At 66.1% G+C, this 23,262-nt stretch carries 22 protein-coding genes; 12 read left to right on the top strand and 10 right to left on the bottom strand.

Annotated elements, in window-relative coordinates; all coding sequences use genetic code 11:
* The first annotated feature begins 7 nt into the window (after nt 1–7).
* Nucleotides 8–556 carry an isopentenyl-diphosphate Delta-isomerase gene (idi, locus tag KDJ86_RS09345; RefSeq protein ID WP_291744949.1) on the top strand — a complete coding sequence of 183 codons (549 nt, stop codon included), beginning with the start codon at nt 8–10 and terminating at the stop codon, nt 554–556.
* Here the strand turns inward: idi and KDJ86_RS09340 are convergent.
* The 3 genes from KDJ86_RS09340 to KDJ86_RS09330 all read right to left on the bottom strand — a co-directional run bounded on the left by KDJ86_RS09340 (nt 553) and on the right by KDJ86_RS09330 (nt 4,534).
* Nucleotides 553–1,671, bottom strand: a complete 1,119-nt coding sequence (locus tag KDJ86_RS09340) for an ABC transporter ATP-binding protein (protein ID WP_291744947.1) — start codon at nt 1,669–1,671, stop codon at nt 553–555. The two genes, idi and KDJ86_RS09340, sit on opposite strands and share 4 nt — an antisense overlap.
* A gap of 116 nt (nt 1,672–1,787) precedes the next feature.
* Nucleotides 1,788–3,446, bottom strand: coding sequence for an ABC transporter permease (locus tag KDJ86_RS09335; RefSeq protein ID WP_521085275.1), 1,659 nt, complete (start codon nt 3,444–3,446; stop codon nt 1,788–1,790).
* 59 nt (nt 3,447–3,505) lie between these two features.
* Complete coding sequence (locus KDJ86_RS09330) at nt 3,506–4,534, bottom strand: Fe(3+) ABC transporter substrate-binding protein (protein ID WP_291744946.1); 1,029 nt, start codon at nt 4,532–4,534, stop codon at nt 3,506–3,508.
* A 293-nt stretch (nt 4,535–4,827) separates the two neighbouring features.
* On the opposite strand from KDJ86_RS09330, the gene KDJ86_RS09325 reads away from it, so the two are divergent.
* From KDJ86_RS09325 to KDJ86_RS09315, 3 genes are read left to right on the top strand one after another with little or no spacing between them, the layout of a single operon-like run.
* Nucleotides 4,828–6,024 carry an acyl-CoA dehydrogenase gene (locus KDJ86_RS09325; protein ID WP_291744945.1) on the top strand — a complete coding sequence of 399 codons (1,197 nt, stop codon included), beginning with the start codon at nt 4,828–4,830 and terminating at the stop codon, nt 6,022–6,024.
* 15 nt (nt 6,025–6,039) lie between these two features.
* Nucleotides 6,040–7,248, top strand: a complete 1,209-nt coding sequence (locus KDJ86_RS09320) for a CaiB/BaiF CoA transferase family protein (protein ID WP_291744944.1) — start codon at nt 6,040–6,042, stop codon at nt 7,246–7,248.
* Nucleotides 7,249–7,277: 29 nt separating this feature from the next.
* Nucleotides 7,278–7,724: a DMT family transporter gene (locus KDJ86_RS09315; RefSeq protein ID WP_291744942.1), complete on the top strand. Its 447-nt coding sequence runs from the start codon at nt 7,278–7,280 to the stop codon at nt 7,722–7,724.
* Nucleotides 7,725–7,754: 30 nt separating this feature from the next.
* Here the strand turns inward: KDJ86_RS09315 and KDJ86_RS09310 are convergent, their stop codons facing one another.
* Nucleotides 7,755–8,519: an SDR family oxidoreductase gene (locus KDJ86_RS09310; RefSeq protein WP_291744940.1), complete on the bottom strand. Its 765-nt coding sequence runs from the start codon at nt 8,517–8,519 to the stop codon at nt 7,755–7,757.
* A 224-nt stretch (nt 8,520–8,743) separates the two neighbouring features.
* Between KDJ86_RS09310 and mgrA the strand changes: the two genes are divergently transcribed.
* A complete protein-coding gene (gene mgrA / locus KDJ86_RS09305) occupies nt 8,744–9,775 on the top strand; it encodes an L-glyceraldehyde 3-phosphate reductase (RefSeq protein WP_291744938.1) in 1,032 nt (343 codons plus the stop codon).
* A gap of 19 nt (nt 9,776–9,794) precedes the next feature.
* Nucleotides 9,795–11,522 carry an L-arabinonate dehydratase gene (araD, locus tag KDJ86_RS09300; protein WP_291744936.1) on the top strand — a complete coding sequence of 576 codons (1,728 nt, stop codon included), beginning with the start codon at nt 9,795–9,797 and terminating at the stop codon, nt 11,520–11,522.
* 21 nt (nt 11,523–11,543) lie between these two features.
* On the opposite strand, the gene KDJ86_RS09295 is transcribed toward araD, so the two are convergent.
* Nucleotides 11,544–12,230: a class I SAM-dependent methyltransferase gene (locus KDJ86_RS09295; RefSeq protein ID WP_291744934.1), complete on the bottom strand. Its 687-nt coding sequence runs from the start codon at nt 12,228–12,230 to the stop codon at nt 11,544–11,546.
* 15 nt (nt 12,231–12,245) lie between these two features.
* Nucleotides 12,246–13,439 (bottom strand): tRNA 2-thiouridine(34) synthase MnmA, encoded by a 1,194-nt coding sequence (gene mnmA, locus KDJ86_RS09290; protein ID WP_291744933.1) that lies wholly within the window; start codon nt 13,437–13,439, stop codon nt 12,246–12,248.
* 225 nt (nt 13,440–13,664) lie between these two features.
* Here mnmA and sciP point away from each other — a divergent pair, with 225 nt between their 5' ends.
* Complete coding sequence (sciP, locus tag KDJ86_RS09285; protein WP_291744931.1) at nt 13,665–13,943, top strand: CtrA inhibitor SciP; 279 nt, start codon at nt 13,665–13,667, stop codon at nt 13,941–13,943.
* A 47-nt stretch (nt 13,944–13,990) separates the two neighbouring features.
* Here sciP and KDJ86_RS09280 read toward each other — a convergent pair whose 3' ends face one another.
* Nucleotides 13,991–14,686 carry a metal-dependent hydrolase gene (locus KDJ86_RS09280; protein WP_291744930.1) on the bottom strand — a complete coding sequence of 232 codons (696 nt, stop codon included), beginning with the start codon at nt 14,684–14,686 and terminating at the stop codon, nt 13,991–13,993.
* A gap of 90 nt (nt 14,687–14,776) precedes the next feature.
* Here KDJ86_RS09280 and ruvX point away from each other — a divergent pair, with 90 nt between their 5' ends.
* A complete protein-coding gene (gene ruvX, locus KDJ86_RS09275) occupies nt 14,777–15,262 on the top strand; it encodes a Holliday junction resolvase RuvX (RefSeq protein WP_291744928.1) in 486 nt (161 codons plus the stop codon).
* Nucleotides 15,263–15,280: 18 nt separating this feature from the next.
* Here ruvX and cysK read toward each other — a convergent pair whose 3' ends face one another.
* Both cysK and KDJ86_RS09265 read right to left on the bottom strand, forming a co-directional pair.
* Nucleotides 15,281–16,768 carry a cysteine synthase A gene (gene cysK, locus KDJ86_RS09270; protein WP_291744926.1) on the bottom strand — a complete coding sequence of 496 codons (1,488 nt, stop codon included), beginning with the start codon at nt 16,766–16,768 and terminating at the stop codon, nt 15,281–15,283.
* A gap of 98 nt (nt 16,769–16,866) precedes the next feature.
* Nucleotides 16,867–18,006, bottom strand: coding sequence for an amidohydrolase/deacetylase family metallohydrolase (locus KDJ86_RS09265; protein WP_291744924.1), 1,140 nt, complete (start codon nt 18,004–18,006; stop codon nt 16,867–16,869).
* A gap of 143 nt (nt 18,007–18,149) precedes the next feature.
* On the opposite strand from KDJ86_RS09265, the gene KDJ86_RS09260 reads away from it, so the two are divergent.
* From KDJ86_RS09260 to KDJ86_RS09245, 4 genes are read left to right on the top strand one after another with little or no spacing between them, the layout of a single operon-like run.
* Nucleotides 18,150–19,130 carry a hypothetical protein gene (locus KDJ86_RS09260; protein ID WP_291744922.1) on the top strand — a complete coding sequence of 327 codons (981 nt, stop codon included), beginning with the start codon at nt 18,150–18,152 and terminating at the stop codon, nt 19,128–19,130.
* Complete coding sequence (locus tag KDJ86_RS09255) at nt 19,127–20,371, top strand: glycosyltransferase (RefSeq protein ID WP_291744920.1); 1,245 nt, start codon at nt 19,127–19,129, stop codon at nt 20,369–20,371. Before KDJ86_RS09260 ends, KDJ86_RS09255 begins: the two co-directional genes overlap by 4 nt.
* Nucleotides 20,346–21,296, top strand: a complete 951-nt coding sequence (locus KDJ86_RS09250; RefSeq protein ID WP_291744919.1) for a glycosyltransferase family A protein — start codon at nt 20,346–20,348, stop codon at nt 21,294–21,296. The genes KDJ86_RS09255 and KDJ86_RS09250 overlap by 26 nt, the downstream gene beginning before the upstream one ends.
* Nucleotides 21,286–22,113, top strand: a complete 828-nt coding sequence (locus KDJ86_RS09245; protein WP_291744917.1) for a sulfotransferase — start codon at nt 21,286–21,288, stop codon at nt 22,111–22,113. Before KDJ86_RS09250 ends, KDJ86_RS09245 begins: the two co-directional genes overlap by 11 nt.
* Before the next feature lie 20 nt (nt 22,114–22,133).
* Here KDJ86_RS09245 and KDJ86_RS09240 read toward each other — a convergent pair whose 3' ends face one another.
* Nucleotides 22,134–23,054, bottom strand: coding sequence for a sulfotransferase (locus KDJ86_RS09240; protein ID WP_291744915.1), 921 nt, complete (start codon nt 23,052–23,054; stop codon nt 22,134–22,136).
* Nucleotides 23,055–23,262: the final 208 nt, after the last annotated feature.

The following is a 23,262-nucleotide window of genomic DNA, read 5'->3' as shown; positions in this document are numbered from 1 at the left end:
GGGACACATGGTTTCCACCGACAGCGATCGCGTCATCCTGGTCGATGAGACCGACCGGGAGATCGGAACCTTCGACAAGCTCGACGCCCATCGCGCCGGGAGGCTCCATCGCGCGCTGTCGGTCATCGTCGCGCGCGCCGACGGCAGCCTTCTCCTCCAGAAGCGCGCGGCCGCGAAGTATCATTCGGGCGGGCTGTGGACCAATACCTGCTGCAGCCACCCGCGTCCGGGCGAGGCGGTCGAATTCGCCGCCGTCCGCCGCCTCGAGGAGGAGATGGGCATTACCTGTCCGCTGACGGCGCTCTTCACCGTCCACTATCGGGCGGAGGTCTCCAACGGCCTGATCGAGAACGAGCTCGTCCATGTCTTCGGCGGCCGGTACGAAGGCGAACCGCATCCGAATCCCGGCGAGGTCGAGGACTGGCGCTGGCTCGGTCCCGAGGAGATCCGGGAGGACATCGCCGCGGAGCCCGGGCGCTACTCGGTATGGTTCCGCAAATATCTCGGCGAATTCGGTCGTGAGATCGGCAGCATAGCCGCGGCCGAGCCGCGCTAGTTCGCGGGGAAGACCAGCACGTTCCCGGCCGCGAAGCCGACGGTCTGGCCGGGCGCCGGTGCGTCCGTCGCCGGCACCACGACGCGCAGCGGCCGATCCAGCTCCGGCACCGCGAGGTGAACCAGGACGGAATCTCCGAGGCACTGGCCGGAGATGACAGTGCCGGTCCGATCGCCGGGCGACGGCGCGAAGAGGCGGATTTCCTTCGGACGCAGGCAGACCGTCGCGGCGGCGCCCTCGGCGATCTCCGGCGCCGAAACGTCGCCGAGCGGTGTCGAAACGACGCCGTTTCCGCAGGTGCCGGATATCTCGTTGAGCTCGCAGAAGAAGCGGGCGACCTGCAGCGATCGCGGGTGCTTGTAGAGATCCTCGGCATTGCCGCTCTGCACGATCCTTCCGCCCTGCATCATCATGATGCGGTCGGCGATACGCATCGCGTCGTCGGCGTCATGGGTGACGACAAGCGTCGTCGTACCGCTTTCCCGCAAGACCCCGGAGGTTTCCTCCCGGATGACGTCGCGGGTCCGCCGGTCGAGGTTGGAGAATGGCTCGTCCATCATCAGGAGGCCCGGTCCCGGCACCATCGCGCGGGCGAGCGCCACGCGCTGCTGCTCGCCGCCCGACAGCATGTGGGGGAAGTCGTTCTCGCGGTGGCGAAGCCCGACCCGGTCGAGCGCCGTCCGCGCCCGTGCCATCGCCTCCTCCGCGCGCAGACGGCGCAGTCCGAAGAGCACGTTCTTCAACACGCTGAGGTGCGGGAAGAGGGCATAGTCCTGGAACATCATGCCGATACCGCGGGCTTCCGGCGGCACGAATGCATCGGGTCCCGACACTTCGCGCCCGTCGATCACCACCCGGCCGGCATCGGGGCGGTCGAGCCCGGCGATCAACCGCAGCAGCGTCGACTTGCCGGAGCCGGAATGGCCGACCAGGGCGACGATCTCGCCTGGCGCGGCCGAGAATGACACCGAATCCACCGCCCTGATCGCCCCGAAGGCAAGCGACAGGTCGTCGACAAGCAGTGCCGGCCGCGCCGCGGGCGTCGGCAGCGACGAGCGATCGGGATCGGCAAGCCGCTCCGTGTCCGCCTGTTCCTGGCGCAGCGCCTGATCCATCTTTGCGGAGGGTTTCCTCAGCGCGATAACCTGTCCAGCCGGCTCCCTCGGCCATTCGGCCGCCTCCGGTGCAATACGTCCGTCGGGCCTGTGATGGGCCGGAGCATTGATCGAGGTCAACTGTCAAGCCTTCCTTGCCGGAGGATGGTCGGGCCGCTGAGCCGCGCCAGGAGGATGACGGGAAGGAGGCCGACCAGGACGATGGCAAGCGCTGCCACCGCGCCGTCCTCGTAAGTGCCGCGCGCCGCCTCGCCATAGAGATGGGTGGCGAGCGTCTCGAAATTGAGCGGGCGCAGCAGCAGCGTCGCCGGCAGTTCCTTCATGCAATCGACGAAGACGAGGATGGCCGCGGCCCCGAGCGCCGGTCGGATCAGTGGCAGGTGGATCCGTCGAAGCGTCCCCGTCGCGGTCTCGCCCAGCGTGCGGGCGCTGTGGTCGAGGGTGACGGAGACCTTGCTGAGGCCGGCATCCGCGCCCCCGGCCGAAACGGCAAGGAAACGCGTGACATAGGCATAGATCAGTGCCGCCGCCGAGCCGGAGAGGAGAAGTCCGGTCGAGACACCAAGCATGCCGCGGCTGATGCCATCGACGAGATTGTCGAGCCCGGCCAGCGGCGACAGCAGGCCGATGGCGATGACGGTACCGGGAAGGGCGTAGCCGAGACTTGCCACGCGAAGGAGCACGCCGCCGAGGCGTCCGGGGTCAAGCCGCGCGCCATAGGCAACCACGAGTCCAAGCCCGACCGCGATGGCGGTGGCGGCAGCCGAGACGCCAACCGTGTTGGCCGCCTCGTTGACGATGGTCCCCGACAACCCGGCGAAGTCGATGCGATGGATCGCCCGGATGAGGAGGTGGATCGCCGGCGCGCCGAAGCCGATGAGAACCGGAATGAGGCCGAGGATCAGCGCGAGGGCGGCCTTTGCACCGGTGAGACGCTGGCGGGCGGCCGGCGCGGTGCGCTGTGAGCGGCCGGCAAAGCGCTGTCCGCGCCGGGCCCGGCGTTCGATCACGACGAGCAGGACGACAACCGCCAGCATGACCAGTGCGAGTTGCGCCGCGCCCGGCAGGTTCGACTGGTTGATCCAGGTGGAATAGATCGAGAGCGTCAGGGTGCGGACGCCGAGGAACTCGGAGGCGCCGACGTCGTTGAGCGTCTCCATCAGCGCGAGGCTCGCGCCGATGGCGATCGCCGGCCGCGCGAGGGGAAGGGCGACTCGGAAGAAGACCCCGTATCTCCCGGCGCCGAGCGTCCGCGCCGCGTCGAGCAGTCCGGCCGCCTGCATCAGGAACAACGCGCGGGTCGACAGGTAGACATAGGGATAGAGCACGAAGCCGAGCAGGATGATCGCGCCGCCGATCGATCGGATCTCGGGGAGGCGGAGCTGGCTGGGGCTGGTGAAGCCGAGGACCGCGCGGATCGCCGACTGGATCGGCCCGATCGGATGGAGGAGGTCGAGATAGGCGTAAGCGACGATGTAGGTCGGTACGGCGAGCGGCAGGAGCAGCGCCCAGTCGAGGATCCGGCGCCCGGGGAAGTCGTAGGCGGTCACCAGCCAGGCGGCGCCGGCGCCGATGAAGACGACAAACGCGCCGACCCCGGCCAGCAGCAGCATGGTGTTCAGCGTGGCGGTCGGCAATACGTGGGTCAGGAGATGGACCCACACGTCGCCCGATCCCCGCGTGGCGATCGCCACGAGGGCGATGATCGGCGCGGCGACCAGCACCGCCGCGACAGCCGATGCGATCAGCCAGCCACGCGCGCCGCCGCGCTTCAGCGCGGCGGCGGAATGCCCGAACGTGGCGGCTGTGGCGGACACCGGCCGTCTTGCCTTCCTCAGTCGTTGAAGCCGACCTCGTCGACCAGTTCGCTCGCCGCCTTGCGGTGTGAAGCGATCTCGCTGACCGGGGTCTCGTCGGGAGAGAGCGTGCCGAGCGCCGCGATGATCGGGTCGACGGCCGCGCCGGCCCTCACCGGGTATTCGAAATTCGCCTGGGCGTAAATTTCCTGGGCCTCTTCGGAGACGAGAAATTCGAGCAGGCGGATCGCGTTTTCCTGGTTGGGTGCATGTTTGGCGATCGCCGCCCCGGAGATGTTCACATGGGTGCCGCCATCCTCGAATGTCGGCAGAACGACGTGGATGGCATTGCCCCATTCTTCCTGATCGGGGCCTCCGGCGCCGCTGCGCATCAGGCCAACATAGTAGGAATTGCCGACGCCGATATCGCAGATCTCGCCGAGGATATCCCGCGCGACGTCGCGATCGCCGCCGCCGGGCTGGCGCGCGAGGTTGGCCTTGACGCCCTCGAGCCAGGTACGGGCCGCCTCTTCGCCGTGATGGGCGATATAGGCGGCGATCAGCGCGATGTTGTAGGGGTGCTGCCCCGAGCGAATGCAGACCTTGCCGGCCCATCGCGGGTCGGCGAGGTCCTCATAGGTGAAGCTTTCGATGTCGGTGCGGTCCTTCGAGGCGTAGAGGACGCGCGCCCTCAGCGACAGCGCATACCAGCGCTTTTCCGGATCGCGCAGGTTCCCGGGAACCACGCTGTCGAGCACGGCCGAGGCGATCGGTTGCGTGACGCCGGCTTCGACGAGGTCGGCGAGGTTGCCGAAATCGACGGTCATCAACACGTCGGCGGGCGAGTTTTCGCCTTCCGCCAGCAGGCGCTCCGGCAGGCCGGTATTGACGAAGACCGTATTGACCGCGACTCCGGTTTCCCTGGTGAAGGCGTCCAGGAGCGGCCGCACGAGGCCGGGCTCGCGGGTGGTGTAGAGATTGACCTCGCCATCGGCCAGGGCCGCGGTCGGAGCAAGGGCAAGGCAGGCGACAAGGAACCGACGCCAGATCGGCGCGACAGGGGACATAGGGGATTCTCCTCACTTCGTGCCGGTTCAAGGCCGGCCGACTGTGTTCACACTATTCGAGATATGGAGCGTCAGGCATTTATGCAAGTAAAATCATATATTTAGAACCTGTCTAAGGTATTGCTCCGGGATAAGTCCAATCTGTCCCCGGAGTGCGCGGATGAGACGCCGGTTTCCGATGGGGCAGGGGAGTGCTATGGGTCTGGCCGGGGAAAATGGGCACGAGCGGGCAGGGACGCTTTTCGCTACGATTCCCCGATCCCGGCCACTCTGAGAGAAGCATTTCCGACAAGATGGACATTTCCGAGAGCAAGCCCGCCTTCGATTGGGCCGATCCGCTTTCCCTCGACAGCGAACTCGATCAGGAGGAGCGGCTGGTGCAGGACACGGCGCGTGCATACGCGCGGGAGAAGCTCCTGCCGCGGGTGCTGAGCGCGTTTCGCGACGAACGTTTCGATCGCGAAATCATCAGCGAAATGGGAGAACTCGGCCTGCTCGGGGCGACGATTCCGGTCGATTACGGCGGTGCCGGCGCGAGCTACGTGTCCTACGGAGTGATCGCACGCGAGGTCGAACGGGTCGATTCAGGCTACCGGTCCGCGCTCAGCGTCCAGTCGTCGCTGGTCATGCATCCGATCCATGCCTATGGCAGCGAGGAGCAGCGTCAGCGGTTCCTGCCGCGCCTCGCATCGGGAGAGATCGTCGGCGCCTTCGGCCTGACCGAACCGAACCACGGTTCCGATCCCGGCGCGATGGAGTCGCGGGCGGAGAAGGTCGATGGCGGCTACCGTCTCTTCGGCACGAAGACCTGGATCACCAATTCGCCGATCGCGGATGTGCTGGTGGTCTGGGCGAAGTCCGAAGCCCATGGCGGCCGAATTCGCGGCTTCCTGCTCGAGCGCGGCATGAAGGGATTGTCGACGCCGAAGATCGAGGGCAAGGCGTCGCTGCGTGCCTCGATCACCGGCGAGATCGTCATGGACGGTGTCGAGCTTCCCGAGGCCAATCTGCTGCCCGATGCGTCCGGTCTCGGCGGTCCCTTCGGCTGCCTCAACCGGGCGCGCTTCGGCATCGCCTGGGGGGCGATGGGCGCGGCCGAGGACTGCTGGCACAGGGCGCGCCAGTATGTGCTCGACCGCAAGCAGTTCGGCCGGCCGCTGGCCGCCAACCAGCTTGTCCAGAAGAAGCTCGCGGATATGCAGACCGAAATCGCGCTCGGTCTGCAGGCGGTTCTCCGCGTCGGACGGCTGTTCGACGCGGGCCGCATGGCGCCCGAGATGATCAGCCTGGTCAAACGCAACAACGCCGGCAAGGCGCTGGAGATCGCCCGGCTTGCGCGCGACATGCACGGCGGCAACGGCATTGCCGACGAATTCCACGTCATCCGCCACATGCTGAACCTCGAGACGGTCAACACCTATGAGGGGACGCATGACATCCATGCGCTCATCCTCGGACGGGCGCAGACCGGTATCCAGGCATTCTCCTGACCGGCGGGGCTGACGATGGCGCCGCCGTTAGCCGGATTGAAGGTCGTCGAACTGGCTCGCGTCCTCGCCGGCCCCTTCGCCGGGCAGCTCTTCGCCGATCTCGGCGCCGACGTCATCAAGGTCGAGAGCCCGGCCGGCGATGAGACGCGGCGCTGGGGGCCGCCCGTCGTCGAGAATGCCGACGGGACGACCGACGCCGCCTATTTCCATTCGACCAACCGCGGCAAGCGGTCGATCGTCATCGATTTCCGGATGCCGGCGGGAGTCGAAGCCGTTCGCCGGCTGGTCAAGCAGGCGGATGTCGTCATCGAGAATTTCAAGGTCGGGGGGCTGGCGAAATACGGCCTGGACTACGGCTCGCTCAGCCGGATCAATCCGCGCCTCGTCTATTGCTCGATTACCGGCTTCGGCCAGGACGGCCCTTACGCCAACCGGCCCGGCTATGATTTCATCATCCAGGGGATGGGCGGCGTCATGGCCCTGACCGGGGAGGCGGATGGCGGGCCGGTCAAGTGCGGCGTCGCCTTCGCGGATATCTTCACCGGGCTCTACACGGTGATCGGAATCCAGGCGGCGCTCGCCCATCGCGAAAAGACCGGCAGGGGGCAATATCTCGACATGGCGCTGCTCGACAGCCAGGTCGGCGTGCTCGCCAACCAGGCGATGAACTATCTGGTTTCGGGCGTCTCGCCGCGCCGGCTTGGCAACGCCCATCCGAATATCGTGCCCTATCAGACCTTTCCGACAAGCGACGGGCACGTCATCGTGGCGGTCGGCAATGACGTGCAATTCAGGAACTTCGTCGCGATGCTCGGCGCCGAGGACCTGGCCGACGATCCCGACTATGCGAGCAATCCGGCCCGGGTCGCCCATCGCGAGGCCCTGGTGGCGATCCTCGCGGCCCTTACGGCCAGGCATACCTCCGACGCGCTGATCCACGAACTCGAGGCGGTCGGCGTGCCTGCCGGACCGATCAACACGATCGAGCAGGTATTCGACGACCCGCAAGTCGTCCACAGGGCGATGCGTCTCGACCTGCCGCATGGCGGCGGCGGAACGGTGCCGTCCGTCCGCACGCCGATCACGATGTCGGAGTCGCCGCTTGACTATGACCGGGCGTCACCGCTCCTCGGCGAACATACCCGTGCCATTCTCCTCGAAGTCGGCTATCCCGAGGACGAAATCGAAAGCATGAAACAACAGGGCGTCGTCGGCTGGCGATGAGCCGGAGCCTGTCCGCAGGAGGTCTTTCTTTGCACAAAATCCCGTTTCTGCTGGCTGCGCTCGGCGTTGGCGGCACCGTGGCCCTTCAGCCGATCCTCAACGCGGAAGTCGCGCGGCGGCTCGGCAGCCCGGTGGTCGCCGCCTTCCTGTCGATCATGGTGTCCTTCCTGCTTTGCTCCCTCTACGTCGTGTTCAACCGGCCGACCATCCAATGGGCGGTGATCGGAGCCATGCCCTGGTATCTGTGGATCGGCGGCTCGATCGGATTTCTCTTCGTCATCGGCACGTTGTGGATCGCCCCGGCGCTCGGCGCGGCGACGCTGTTCGGCGCGGTGATCGCCGGGCAGATGATCATGGCGACGGTCATCGACTGGACCGGGCTCGCCGGCTATCAGGGCCACAGCTTCGATCCGATGCGGATCGTCGCCATCCTGCTTGTCCTTGCCGGCGTCCTCATCTTCCAGCGGTCGGCGTGAGGGCGGCCGGAGCCGTCGGGGAAATTCGTTCTAGAGGGCGCTGACCAGGCCACCGTCGACATAGACGATGTGGCCATTGACGAAGCCGGCCGCGTCCGAGGCGAGGAAGACGGCGACGCCCTTGAGCTCGTCGAGCTCGCCCCAGCGGGCGGCCGGCGTGCGCTGCTTGACCCAGGCGTCGAACTTCGGATCCTCGTAGAGAGCGCGGTTGAGCTCGGTCTTGAAGTAGCCCGGGCCGATGCCGTTGACCTGCAGGCCGTGCTTCGCCCAGTCGACGCACATCCCCTTGGTCAGCATCTTCACGCCGCCCTTGGCCGCGGTGTAGGGCGCGATGGTGCCGCGGGCGATCTCGCTGCCGAGCGAGCAGGTGTTGATGATCTTGCCGCGGCCGCGCGGGATCATGTGCTTCGCCACCGCCTGGCCGACGAAGAAGACGCTGTCGAGATTGGCGCTCATCACCATTCGCCACGCCTCGGCCGGGAAATCCTCGAGCGGCGACCGGTACTGGATGCCGGCGTTGTTGAAGAGGATGTCGATCGGACCGACCTCGGCCTCGATCCGCTCGATATTGTCGACGACCGCGTCCTGGTCGGTGACGTCGAAGGCATAGGCGTGGGCCTTGTGGCCGGCGTCGGCGAGCTTGACGCGGGTCGCCTCGAGCTCGTCGGGGTTCCGCGAATTGACGACGACCTCGGCCCCGGCCCCGGCCACTGCCTCGGCAAGGGCGAGCCCGATGCCCTTGCTCGATCCGGTCACCAGCGCGATCCGGCCGGTCAGGTCAAACATTGAACTCATGCAATCCCCCAGCAACGTTGCGGGCGCCGGTCGCGGCGCGCCATAATGGTGGCGTCCTTATCCGAAAGGCGCCGGCAAGCGTCAACTCTCGGGGCGGTCCGGCAGCGACCGTCACGAAAACGGTGTCCGGCACACCGTGGCTATTGCCGAGTGCCTGCCAATGCCGCCATACCTGTCCCTTCACACGGACGGGCCTGCCCGAAGAAACCATCCCGGGGGAAACCATGAGCTATCAACCGTCGGAAGACCGCTATGAGCGGATGAAATACCGGCACACCGGCCGCAGCGGCCTGCAACTTCCGGAGATCTCTTTCGGCCTCTGGCACAATTTCGGTCACGACGCCCTTGCCGGGAACGCGCGCGCGATGTGCCGCACCGCCTTCGACAACGGCATCACCCACTTCGATCTCGCCAACAATTATGGGCCGCCTCCCGGCTCCGCCGAGGAGCATTTCGGCGAAATCCTCGCCACCGACTTCCGCGGCTATCGCGACGAGCTGGTGATCTCGACCAAGGCCGGCTACCTGATGTGGCCGGGGCCCTATGGCGAGTGGGGCAGCCGCAAATACCTGCTGTCGAGCCTCGACCAGAGCCTCAAGCGGATGAAGCTCGACTATGTCGACATCTTCTATTCGCATCGGGTCGATCCCGACACGCCGCTCGAAGAAACGATGGGCGCGCTCGATACGGCCGTACGCCAGGGCAAGGCCCTCTATGCCGGCATCTCGTCCTACAATGCGAAGCGGACCGCCGAGGCGGCGAAGATCCTCCGCGATCTCGGCACGCCGTGCCTGATCCACCAGCCGAGCTATTCGATGCTGAACCGATGGATCGAGGCGGATGGCCTGCTCGATATGCTGGAACGGGAAGGCATCGGCTGCATCTGCTTCTCGCCGCTCGCCCAGGGATTGCTGACCAACAAATATCTCTCCGGCATCCCGGAAGAGAGCCGGGCCGGGAAGGGCGCCGCGTCGTGGCGCGAGGGCTTCCTCAGCGACCAGAACCTGGCCGCGATCCGCGGCCTGGCCAAGGTCGCCGAGCGGCGCGGCCAGTCACTGGCGCAAATGGCGATCGCCTGGGTCCTGCGTGATCCGCGGGTCACCACCGCGCTGATCGGCGCGAGCCGGCCGGAGCAGATCACCGACCTCGTCAAGGGACTCGACAATTCCGCTTTCAGTGCCGAGGAACTGGCTGAGATCGACAAGCTGGCGACCGACGGCGGGATCAACATCTGGCAGCGGTCGAGCGACTCCTGAGGCAGGATGGGCGTCCGACATGAGTGAGGAGAAGAAACACGGCGGCCTGCGCAGCGCGCGCTGGTTCGGGGCGAGCGACCTTCGCGCCTTCGGCCATCGCTCGCGGACGCTGCAGATGGGCTATGCCTATGAGGATTTCATGGGCAAGCCGGTGGTCGCCATCATCAACACATGGTCGGACCTTCAGCCCTGCCATGCCCATTTTCGCGAGCGCGCCGAGGAGGTGAAGCGCGGCGTGTGGCAGGCCGGCGGTTTTCCGGTCGAGCTTCCGGCGCTGTCGCTGTCGGAGACCTTCGTCAAGCCGACGACGATGCTCTATCGCAACCTGCTCGCGATGGAGGTCGAGGAGCTGTTGCGGTCGCATCCGGTCGATGGCGTCGTGCTGATGGGCGGCTGCGACAAGACCACGCCGGGAACCCTGATGGGCGCGATCAGCATGGATCTGCCGACGATCTTCATGCCCGCCGGCCCGATGCTGCGCGGCAACTATCAGGGACAGGTTCTCGGTTCGGGCAGCGACGTCTGGAAATACTGGGCGGAGAAGCAGGCGGGCAAGATCACCGAGGACGAATGGCGGTCGATGGAGGCGGGCATCGCCCGCAGCTTCGGCACCTGCATGACCATGGGCACCGCCTCGACCATGATGTCGCTGGCCGAGAGCCTGGGCATGACCCTGCCGGGCGCGTCGTCGATTCCGGCGGCGGATGCCGGCCACGCCCGGATGGCGACGGCCTGCGGCCGGCGGATCGTCGAGATGATCGGCGAAGACCTCAAGCCGTCCGACATCCTCAGCCGCGCGTCATTCGACAACGCTCTGGTCGTGCAGATGGCGCTGGCCGGCTCGACCAACGCGATCATCCATCTCGTCGCCATGGCGGGGCGGGCCGGTATCGATCTGGATCTCGAGGATTTCGACAAGGCCGCGCGGGAGGTTCCGGTGCTCGCCAATATCCGGCCGTCAGGCGAGTTCCTGATGGAGGATTTCTACTATGCGGGTGGCCTGCCGGCGTTGCTCGCCGAATTGCGCGGCAAGCTGGACCTTTCGGCATTGACCGTGACCGGCGCCGATCTCGGCACCGGCATCGCCGGTGCCAGGGTCTACAATTCCGACGTGATCCGTCCGCTGGACAGTCCGGTCTCGTCGCAACTCGGGATGGCGGTGCTGCGCGGCAACCTGGCGCCCGGCGGCGCGGTCATGAAGCCGGCGGCGGCCGAGCCACGGCTCCTCAAGCATTCCGGACCGGCGCTCGTCTTCCGCGACTATAACGAGATGGCGGCGGCGATCGACCGGGACGACCTCGACGTCACGCCCGACCATGTCCTGGTCCTGCAGAATGCCGGGCCGGTCGGCGGGCCGGGCATGCCGGAATGGGGGATGCTGCCGATTCCGCGCAAGCTCCTCAAGCAGGGCGTGCGCGACATGCTGAGGATCTCCGATGGCCGGATGAGCGGCACGAGCTACGGAGCCTGCATCCTGCACGTTGCTCCGGAAGCCTATGTCGGCGGGCCGCTGGCGGCGGTCCGCAACGGCGACCTGATCAGCGTCGATGTCGAGCGGCGGTCGCTGGAGCTCGAGGTCCGGGAATCGGAAATCGCCCGTCGCCTGGGGGAATGGGTGCCTCCGGACCGCACCTATCAGCGCGGCTATAACCGGCTTTTCGCCGATCATATCCAGCAAGCCGACAAGGGCTGCGACTTCGACTTCCTGGCCGGCACCACGCCGACGCCCGAGCCGGAGATCCACTAGCGACCAGCGGTCCGCGCCGAGCTAGATCCGTTCGAAGACAAGCAGCGTGAACAGGTCGAAGGCCTTGGCGGGGCGCCGGCCGACCAGTTTCAGTTCCGGCCGGCCGAGGACCTGCTCGATCGGGAATTCCGGCCGCCAGCCGAGCCGCGCCGAGAAACGCGACATCCAGCGCTCGACCCAGGCGCGCGGCCCCTTTTCGGCCGAGAAATGGTTGACGAGAATGACATGCCCGCCGGGCCGCACCACTCGGGCGATCTCGGAGAGCACGCGGTCGGGATCCGGCACGACGCTCATCACGAACATCGCCATCGCCGCGTCGAAGGAGCCCGCGTCGAAGCTCAGATTCTCGGCGTCCATCTCGATCAGCGCCTCGACATTGTCGAGCTTCTCCTCGGCGACCCGCTTGCGGCCGCGGTCGAGCATGTCGCGGCTCAGGTCGATGCCGACGATCCGGTGCTTGCGGTCGTAGCGGGGCAGGGAAATGCCGGTGCCGACCCCCACCTCCAGCACGCGGCTTGGCGGCAGGCGGTTCATCTCGGCCAGCGTGATCCGACAGGTGCTGGCAGTGAAGGCGCCGAAGAAGCGATCATAGAACGGCGCCCAGCGCGCATAGGCGGCGATGATGTGCGAATCCTGAAGGTCGGCGAGGGCCGCGCCGGCCGATTGCTGGCCGCCGGATCGTCCGGAATCGGGCAATGACTCGGCCATGCTTCCCCTCTCCCCCTAGAGCGCGGCGACGGCCCGATCCCGGCTGACGAGCTTCCTCAGGGCGGTTTCGGATTCCGCGTCGTGTTCGGAGCGTTCGATCCATCCACCACCCAGCACGCGGGCGCCAGCGCCGTCGCTGTCGTAGAAGACGCAGGCCTGGCCCGGCGCGACGCCGGCTTCGCCGGCGACGAGATCGACATGGACCTTGCCGTCCTCGATGAAGAGCCGGGCGGGCATTGGCGGCCTGGTGGAGCGAACGCGGGCATGGAGCTCGATCCCCCCGGCGGGGATTTCCGCGAGCGGCGTGTCGCCCAGCCAGTTGACCCCACGCAGATGGAGGCGGCCCGTCTCCAGGGCTTCGCGCGGGCCAACGATGACCCGCCGTCCCTCGGGGTCGAGATGAACGACATAGAGCGGCTTGCCGAGCGCGATGCCGATGCCGCGGCGCTGGCCGATCGTGTAATTGATGATGCCTTCGTGGCGACCGAGCACGCGACCGTCGATATGGACGATCTCTCCGGGCTCGGCGGCGCCGGGCTTGAGCTTGCGGATCACGTCGGCATAGCCGCCGCTCGGGACGAAGCAGATGTCCTGGCTGTCTGACTTCTCCGCGATCGGCAGATCGAAGGAACGTGCCGCCTCGCGGGTCTCGGCCTTGGTCATGTTGCCGAGCGGGAAGCGCAGAAAGTCGAGTTGCGCGGGGGTGGTGGCGAACAGGAAATAGCTCTGGTCGCGGTCGAGATCGACCGGGCGGTAAAGGGCGCGATGGTCGCCGTGCTGCTCGGAACGCACATAGTGGCCCGTCGCCAGTGCGTCGGCGCCCAGCCGTTCCGCGGTGCCGAGGAGGTCCGCGAACTTCACCGTCTGGTTACAGGCGATGCAGGGCACCGGCGTCTCGCCGGCCGCATAGCTGTCGGCGAAGGGGTCGATCACCGCTTCCTTGAACCGCTCTTCGTAGTCGAGCACGTAATGCGGAATACCCAGCGTTTCAGCCACCCGCCGGGCATCGTGGATGTCCTGGCCGGCGCAGCAGGCACCCTTGCGATGGGTCGCCTCGCCGTGGTCGTAGAGCTGCAGCGTCACGCCGACGACGTCGTAGCCCGCCTTCTTCAGGAGGCCGGCGACAACCGATGAATCGACGCCACCGGACATCGCGACGACAACGCGGGTCCGGTCCGGGCTGCCGGGAAGGTCAAGGCTTGTACGCATCTGTCTGCTTGCGTTGGCGGACGCGCAACCGCCGGCGCCGCGTTCAAGAATACCGGACTATAGTCGCGATCGTGCCATCTTCAAGGCATCGCGGCGCAAGACGCCCGGTCGTTTTTCCCAAGCCTTTACAAATCTTACCGATTTGTTGCCTGCCACTTAGCCAAATTTTAAAGCCGCGCGCCTAGTCTGGCTGCTGGACGGGTCAGGATCAAGTGTGAGAGTAGAATGACCGAACAGCTTCGTCCGCGTGTGAAGTACGTGATCGGGCCCGATGGGAGCCCACTGACGATCGCAGATCTTCCGCCGCGAGACACAAAACGCTGGGTAATTCGCCGTAAGGCGGAAGTTGTCGCAGCCGTGCGCGGCGGCCTTCTCAGTCTCGAGGAAGCCTGCAGCCGCTATACCCTGACCGTCGAGGAGTTCCTCTCCTGGCAGCAGTCGATCGACGACCATGGCCTTGCCGGCCTGCGGACGACGCGCATTCAGCAATATCGGCCTGGATAAGCCGATTCCGGGCGCGGCAGCCGTTCTGACCGCCGCGCCAACTTCCCTTATAATTCAATCGCTACCCCACGCTCCGGGACGACGACCTCGGTCGTCGAATCCTCCATGCGGGCAACGAAGTCCCCGGCTGTTCCGTGGAGCAGCGGAAAGGTTCCGTAGTGGCAGGGGATCACCGTCTCGAAGCTGAAAAAGCGCTGGCAGGCCATCGCCGCCAGCTTCGGCCCCATCGTGAAGCGGTCGCCGATCGGAACGATGCCGATCTTCGGCCCGTAGATTTCGTTGGTCAGCGCCATGTCGGTGAAGATATCGGTATCGCCCATATGGAGGAGGGTCTTCTCTCCCGGCGCCGCGATCACCACACCGCAGGGATTGCCGAGATAGATCGGCCTGCCGTCCACGACGGTTCCCGACGAGTGCCAAGCGGGCACGAATGACACCGAAAAGGCGCCGAAATCCACCGTGCCGCCGGTATTCATCGGGCTGACCCCGGCAACGCCCTTGTCGGCGAGATAGTTGCAGAGCTCGAAATTCGCGATCAGCATCGCGCCGGTCGCCTGGCAGATTTCGACCGTCGAGCCGGTATGGTCGTCATGGCCATGGGTGAGGACCACATGCGTCGCACCGCGATAGGCGGTCGGGTGGTCGCCCGTGAAGGTCGGGTTGGCGAGGAACGGGTCGATCATGATCGCCGCGCCGTCGATATCGATGCGAAAGGCCGAATGGCCGAACCAGGTGAGTTTCATCGTCTGCTCCATATTTCCCGAGGCGGTGCCGCTCCGACCGCCCGCCAATCGGGGAGCGACAAGTCGAAAGGGGCACGATAATAGACCGGGATGGTCACTCCCTCCGGCCCCCTTGCGATCGAAGAGCTCGCCACGATCCTTCCGCCTGCCGGCGCGCTGGTCGGTCTCGATCTTGGCACCAAGACCATCGGGATCGCCACCTCCGATCCGGGGCGCCGGATCGCGACGCCGCTGTCGGTCGTCAGGCGGACGAAATTCACTGCCGATGCGCGCGAGATGATGGAGCGGATCGCGCCTTTCGCGCCGGTCGCGCTGGTCCTCGGGCTCCCGGTCAACATGGATGGCTCGGAGGGCCCGCGGGCGCAGGCGACGCGCGCCTTCGTCCGCAACCTCGGCCCGATCACCGACCTGCCGGTCGCCCTGTGGGACGAGCGGCTGTCGACGGCCGCGGTGACCCGCACCCTGCTCGAGGCTGATGCCAGCCGCAAGCGCCGCGACGCGGTCGTCGACAAGATGGCCGCCGCCTACATCCTCCAGGGCGCGCTCGACCGGCTGGCGGGGCTTCGTGGTGGCTGAAAGGGCGGCTGACACGCCTCAGCGTGGATGGACCCATTTCGGCAGATAGGAATAGGCGTCGACCTCCATTGCCTTGAATGCGATGCCGTTCCTGGTCAGCAGGTCCTGAAGATACCCCTTGTTGAAGGCGTCGAGCGTCTCGGTGCATCCGCCGATATGCTCGCCGCCGACGAATATCTGCGGGATGGTGGGTGTCGCGATGCGCTCGCGAAGTGCGGCACGGATGTCGCCGCCGCGATTGTCCTTCTGGTACTCCACCGAATCGAGGTCGACCGACCGGTAGGGGATGTCCATCTCCGCGAACATCTTGCGGATCGACCACGAGAATTCGCACCACTCCAGTGCAAACAGCACGACCGGCTGTTCGTTCGAGCCGACCACCTTTTCGACGAACTCCGTCGCGTCGGTGGAAGGCTCGTCGAGCCGGGCGGCCTCGGGCCGGGCGGCGGCGGGCGCCTGCATGTCGAACCGGAACCGCGGAGTCGACGCCGCGATATCCATCTCCTCCTCGGTCATCTCGACGGGGATGTCCTCGAAAAGGGGCGTCGAGAGATAGCGTTCGCCAGTGTCGGGAAGCATGCAGAGGATTGCGGTGCCCTTCGGCGCCTTCTCCGCGATCTGCATCGCACCGGCGAAGGTGGCGCCGGCCGAGATGCCGCAGAAGATGCCTTCCTCGGTCGCGAGCAACCTGGCGTATTTAAGGGCATCGTTGCCCTTGATCGGTGCGACCTCGTCGATGAGACCCGCGGCGATGGTGTCGTTGGCGAGCCTGGGGATGAAATCCGGCGTCCAGCCCTGCATCAGGTGGGGGCGGAAATGGGGATGGCTGACCGCGGGCGAACCGTCCGGCGCGAATTGCTGGGGGATGCCGCTGGCGATGATCGGCGCATTGTCCGGTTCGCAGACCACGATCCTGATGTCCGGCCGCTCCTTCTTGAGGACCCGCGAGACGCCCTTCAGGGTCCCGGCGGTGCCCGTGCCGGTCACCCAGTAGTCCAGCCGCCGGCCGTCGAAATCGCGCAGGATCTCGGGCGCGGTCGTCCGCGAATGCATGTCGGCATTCGCTTCGTTCTCGAACTGGCGGCAGAGGAACCAGCCGTGCTTCGTGGCGAGCTCGACCGCCTTGGCCAGCATGCCGGACCCCTTTTCGGAGGCCGGCGTCAGGATGACCCTGGCGCCAAGGAAGCGCATCAGCCTGCGGCGCTCGACGCTGAAATTCTCCGCCATGGTCACGACAAGCGGATAGCCCTTCCGGGCGCAGACCATCGCGAGGCCGATGCCGGTATTGCCGCTCGTCGCCTCGATGACGGTCTGGCCGGGCTTCAGCGAACCGTCGCGTTCCGCCGCCTCGATGACGCCAAGGGCCAGGCGGTCCTTGACCGAGCCCATCGGGTTGAAGGCCTCGATCTTGGCGAAGAGGTCGATTCCCTCCGGCGCCAGCTTGTTGATCCTCACCACCGGCGTGTTGCCGACGGTGCCGAGAATGTCGGAATAGATGCCGCTCATCTTTCTTCTCCCCGGACTGCGCAAATCGTTCAAGACCACGGGACGTCAGGCCGCAACCGAAAATCCCGGCGCTTGCCGGTGGGGCGCCCGAGGATGGTTCAGGTCGGGTGCCACCAGCGGCCGTCGAGCACGATTCCGCTCGACGCGATCTTCCGGTCGCCGGTCAGCACCTCGCCGACCACGTCATGATAGTCGAAGCGCCCTTCCTCGACGGTATAGATGGTGGCGTCGCCGAGAGCGCCCGGACGCAGCGTGCCGAGGTCGTCACGCCGCATGATCTTCGCCGCATTGATGGTCGAGGCGCGGATGACCTCTTCGAGCGGCACGCCGAGGCAGAGGAATTTCGACATGGTCACGGCCTGGTCGATCGCCGGCCCCTCGAGGCAGAGCTTGTGCAGGTCCGACGAGATGGTGTCCGGCATGAAGCCTCCGGCGAGCATCGCCCGCGCGGTTGCGAAGGCGAAAGAACCCATGCCATGGCCGACATCGAAACGGACGCCGCGTTCGCGGGCTGCGATGACGGAGTCCTTCACCGCTCCCTGTCCGGTCACCGGGGTATTCGGGAAGGGGCGGAAGCAGTGGGTGAGAACGTCGTCCGGCCTGAGTTTCGCGAGCACCTCGTCATAGGTGGGTGGCGGCTCGTCGATATGCGCCATCAGCGGCATGTTCACCTCTTCCGCGAGCTGCAGGGCGATGTCGAGCGGCGCGATGCCGGAGTCGCCACTGGCGTGGCGGCCGACGCGCACCTTGATGCCGACCAGCACGTCGCGGTTTTCCTCGACAACCTCGAGCGCGTCGGCGGGCGCCATCAGGCGCATGTCATCGCTTTCCCCGACCATGATCCGATTCGAAAAGGCGTAGATGCCGGCAAAGGAGATGTGCAGATAGGCGAGGATCCGGGTTTCGCTCGGCTCGATGACGTGCTTGCGGAATCCCGCGAAATTGCCCGCGCCGGCGCTGCCGGCGTCGACGGAGGTCGTGACGCCGCTGGTCCGCGCAACCGCGTCGGCGTCGATACCAAGGGACGTGCCGCCCCAATAGACATGGGTATGCAGATCGATGAAGCCGGGCGAGACGATCTTCCCCGATACGTCGCGGACATCGGTCGCGGAATCGGGAACGAGATTGTCGCCAATCGCGGCCACCCGGCCGCCGGCGAACGCAATGTCTGCTGTCTTGTCCAGATCCTGCGAGGGGTCCAGGATCCGGCCATTCCTCAAAATCAGGTCATACGGCATTTAATCGACTCGCCTTGAGCTTCTGCGGTTGCCCATGATATCCACTCGCCCACGGACTTGCATGTCGGATTGTTCGGGCCGCCCGGCGTTCTTTCCGCGCCAGTCTGCCCTGGAGTTGGATCTGACGTGACGCCTGCGCGCGCATGACCCTCGTTCTTCACATCGGAAGCCACAAGACCGGAACGACCGCGGTCCAGCGGTTCGCGGCCGCGCATCGCGCGATCCTTCGCGAGCGCGGGCTCTGGTATCCGTCCTATGATGAGATCGGCCTCCCGGAGCATTATGCGCATCACCACTTTGCCCATGCCATCGCCGACGCGGCGCGGGGCAAGTTCGATATCGGGGATGCGGAGCGCTTCTCGGCGGCGGTGCGGCGCGGGCGGAGGAAGGGCGAGACGGTGCTGCTCAGCGCCGAGCCGATCTACCGCCACGTGCTCAAGGGCCCCGACGATTATTGGGCCCAGCGCGAGGCCTATGTCGCGCGGCTGAAGGAGATGATCGGCACGGACGACGTGACCGTGCTCGCCGTATTCCGGCGCCAGGACGGGTTCGCCCGCTCGCTGTATCAGGAGAAGATCAAGTCGCGGAAATACGCCGCGCGGTTCCGCCAGTTCCTCGTCGAGCAGCGGCACGAATTCGAATACCACCGGCAGCTTTCGGTCTTCGCGGCGGTCTTCGGCGGCGTCGATCTGCTGATCTACGAGGACCTCCGGCAGCGCGGCCTGATCGATGCCTTCTTCGCGCATCTCGGAATCGACGTGTCCGATCTCGGCCGGAATGCGGCCGAGAACCGTTCGCTGCCGATCGAGCTCGTCGAATACAAGCGCCTGCTCAACGCGACCAGGGCCGGCAAGGGCAAGCTCGCCCATGTTGCCGACCTGCTCGACAAACGCGCGGCTACAGGCGGGCTCCGGGATCATATCGACTGGATATCGCGCCAGGACATGGAGGCATTCTGCGCGTCCTTCGACGCAGAGAACGAGGCGCTGCGGCGGGACTTCGCGAGCGATCATCCGGCGCCGATATTTCCGTCGCTGGAGGCCGCTCCGATTGCCGAGCTGGACGAATATGAGGGCATGTCGGTGCACCGTTTCGCGGAACTGACCGCGGAAATCTTCCTGTGACGGCGGCAGCGGGAAGCCGCGAAGGGATCGGTGACAATGCCGCCCGCTTCGGCGCGCCGCGGACCCGGGTCGCACTGGTCATCGCCAATCTGGCCAATCGCAGTGGCGGCGCCGAGCGGATCTTTGTCGAACTCGCCAATATGCTGGTCGCACGCGGCTACGAGGTCACCTGCATCCATTTCGAGGCGGAGGAAGGCAAGCCCTTCTATCCGCTCGATCGCCGGGTCGAGCTGATCAACGTCTTTCCGCGGTTCAGGTCGGAGCGCCGCTGGCCGTGGAACATGCTCAATTCGAAGCGGCTGCCGGACCGGATACGGCAACCGTCTGAATGGCACCTCAAGAAGGACCCGGTCATCAGGCTGCTGCGGGACTATTTCCGCCATACGCGACCGGATGTGGCGATCAGCTTCCTGCCGCCGGCCAATACGCTGACGCTGCTGGCGAGCATCGGGACGGGCGTCAAGGTGATCCCGACCAACCACAATGTTCCGGCCCGCGACTATCTCGACCCGACGCGGTGGAGCACCAATCCCCATGACCGGGTCCTCCGGCTGAAGGCGCTGCGCCATGCGGCGGCGATCCACGTCCTGTTTCCCGATTTCGGCAAATGGTTCCCCGACGCGCTGCAGTCGAAGATCGTGGTCGTCCCCAACTATGTCTCGCACGACGTGCTGCGCCATCGGCCGGGCGAGCGCGAAAATCTGATCATCGGCGTCGGCCGGCTGGCGCCGGTGAAGAATTTCATGGCGCTGATCGAGGCCTGGGCGCTGCTGGCTGCGAAGCATCCCGATTGGCGGGTCGTCGTCTATGGCGACGGACCGCAGCGGGAGAAGCTCGCGGCACGGATCGAGGAACTGGGCCTCGGCGGCTCCTTCCTCCTCGGCGGGTCCCGTTCCGACATGGGGGAGGTCTATGCCCATGCCGCGATCTTCTGCCATCCGGCCGAGTTCGAGGGCTTCGGTCTTGCTCCGGCCGAAGCCCTGGCGCTAAAGATGCCGGTCGTTGCCTTCGCCGACTGTCCGGGCGTCAACCAGTTCGTCGCCGACGGCGTCAACGGCATCATGGCCGACAGGGCGGGCGGGGCAGAGGCGCTTGCCGCGGCTCTCGACCGCCTGATTGTCGACGGGGCGCTTCGCCAGCGCCTCGGCGACAACGGTCCGGCCAGCGTGGCGACCTTCACTGAGGAGCATTTTGCAGATGCCTGGGTCGAGCTCATTGAACGCTGTCTCGACCGGCGCTGACGCGCTTCCCGCGATCGACGTGCTGGTGCCGCATTTCGAGGCGGTCGACGCGCTCGCCCTGACCCTTCGCTCGATCGACGCGCAGGCTTATGGCGGCGCGCTGCGGGTGATCGTCGCCGATGACGGGTCGTCGCCGGATACGGTCGCGGCCTTGCGCGCGCTGCTCGATTCGCGCGAGCGGCCGGTCGTGCTTGTCGAGAACGGATCGAACCGGGGACGGCCCTATACGCGCAACGTGCTGCTCGATGCGACCGAGAGCCCGTTCACCGCGTGGCTCGACGCCGGCGACGAGTGGTATCCGCGGAAGACGGCGCTGCAGGTCGACAAGGCCCTGTCGCTCGGCGGAGCCGAGAGTGCCGAACCGTTCTGGATCACCTGCAATTTCGACTGGAAGTGGTCCGGCGACGAGTCGTCGCAACGCCGCCAGGCCGTCGATCAGGACCAGGTGATGGGCCTGTTGCGGGGCAAGGACCTTCGCGCCTATCTGTGGACGATTCTCGGGCCGACGCGGACCTTTCGCGATGTCGGCTGGTTCGACGAGACGCTGCCCCGGCTCCAGGATCTCGACTTCTTCCTGCGTTTCCTGATGAAGGGCGGCCGGCTCCATATGCCGGAATCGGCGGAGAGCCTTTGCGTCTATCACAAGTCGGATATCGGCCGGGACGCCGCGCAGGTGCGCGCCTGCCATACCCGCATCTTCGACAAGCACCGGGTGCTCTACACGCGCTACGGACCGAAATTCACCCGCGTGCAGCTCTACAACATGGAAATCCACGCCGCGCGCTTCGCGGCAAGCAATGGCGACCTCGGCCGCCGCCGGGGCTATCTCTGGCGCGCCTTCCGGCATCGGCCGAAGCAGTTCGTCCGGCGCTGGCTCGATGGCGGCTTCCGAAGCGGCAAGGAGACTTCCCGACATGGCGGATGAGCCGATATTCCTGCTTGGCGTGGGCGCGCAGAAATGCGGGACGAGCTGGCTCTACGAGCAGCTCGCGGCCCATCCCGAGATCATGATGTCGCCGATCAAGGAGCTTCACTACTGGGATCGCCGCTTCCATCCCGACTTCTTCAAGCCCCGCGACACCCGGACGATCCTGCGCCGGCTTCTGAAGCAGCATGGAGACCGGATCGTCGCCGATCAGGAATTCGAGCGTGTCGCGATGGATTGCGGCGAGGACTATTACCTCGCCTTCTTCCGGTCGCGGCTCAGGCCGAAGCACCGCGTGCTCGGCGAGATCAGCCCCTCCTATTCGATCCTGTCCACCGAGGAATTCCGCTACATCAGGACCGTCATCCCCTGGCCGACGAAGGCGGTCTTCCTGATGCGCGACCCGGTCGAGAGAATCTGGTCGCAATCGAAGATGCAGGCGAAGAAGGCGACCGGGCGCGGCGGCACCGGCGACGCCTATGCGCTCTTCAGCAAGAGCATCGAGCGCCGCAAATATGTGGAACGGACGGGTTACGGCGCCACCGTGAGGAATCTCCTGGCCTCATTCGGCTCGGACGACACCTTCTTCGGCTTCTACGAGACGCTGTTCGACGACGCGGAGGTGGCGCGCCTCGCGGCGTTCCTGGGCTTCGACGCCTTCGCCTTCGATGCCGAGGCCAATCCCAACAAGAGCGCCGACCTGCGGCGGCCCGACAAGGCGGAGTGGAACAAGGTCCGGGAGGCCTTCGCCGACATCTATGACGTCATCTTCGCGGAGTTCGGCGACAGGGTACCGGACGCCTGGCGAGCCGCCTGACGAGGCGGCGGTCGCATCGTTCAGAGGCCGTATTTCCCGGGCCATTCGAGGGCGGGGCCGCCAAGAGTGTCGGCGGCGCCGCGAATCTCGTCGGCGAAGAGGGGAATCAGATAGTCCCGGACCTCGTCGGTCATCTCGACCTTCGCCTGTTCCTTCTTGCGGTTGAAGTCGGTCGCCAGGCCGCCGCTTTCGCGATCCGCGTCGGCTCCGAGAAATGCGAGGATCCGGCTGCGCAGGGAAACCGGATCGGTCTTGAGGTCGTCGAAGAAGAAGACCCGGAAGCGGTCGTCGTCCTCCGACGTCCGCCAGCGCGCGACGACCTCCCGGATGCTCGAATGGCGGAGGCCGTTGCCGGAGGTTGCAAAAGACCGGACCTGCTCGATTCCCGCCGGGTCCGCCCGCTCGTTTCGGCGCAGGAGCATGCAGTATTGCGACCAGAAGCGGGCAATCGGCTCGCGAACCAGATAGACGATGCGGGCGGCGGGAAACCGCTCCCGGATCGCCTTTGCCCGCTCGTCCGGGATGATCGCATATGGCGGGCAGATGTCGCCGGCGAGGCGATTCGAGCGCGGATTGAACAGGCGGGCGTAGCGGTCGAAGTCGATCGGCCTGCCGTGGAGCCAGATTCGCGCGGCCAGCCATTCGACGTCGACAGCCTCGAGGCGGCGCTCGTAGGCGCGCTCCCGGCGTCGATTGGCCTCGGCGAGGCTCGCGCTTGCGCGCTGGTAAAGCGGCCCGGCCTTCTTGAGGAACCGGTTGCTCCGGTCGAAATAATGCAACTCCTTGATCGGCGGCATCCAGAACTGGGGATGGTGGTCCAACTGGTCGAAGAGCCAGCGTGTGCCGCCCTTCTGGGCCCCGATGCAGATGAAATCCGGTCCGCGGGTGTCGCTGGTGGCGAGCAATTCCGGCATTTCCGGTATTTCGGGCGGGTTGGACATGCCCGCTTTGGCTTTTCGTTTGTCCGGACGCAACAGGTCTGTCCCTCGATCATGGTCGACGTTGGAGGCCGCTACATCCGCTTCGCGGCGGGCCCGTGTCAAGCCGGGCATGGCGGCCCTTGTGGCCGTCGGCATGTCCGTCCTAAAAGGTCGCTCCGGGCAGTTGACCCGGCGAGAGACGCAGGTTCGACCACTAAGCACGGCTGGA

This window comes from Bauldia sp., from assembly GCF_020442045.1.
GTDB lineage: Bacteria > Pseudomonadota > Alphaproteobacteria > Rhizobiales > Kaistiaceae > Bauldia.
This window is presented reverse-complemented; position numbering and strand designations above follow the sequence as displayed.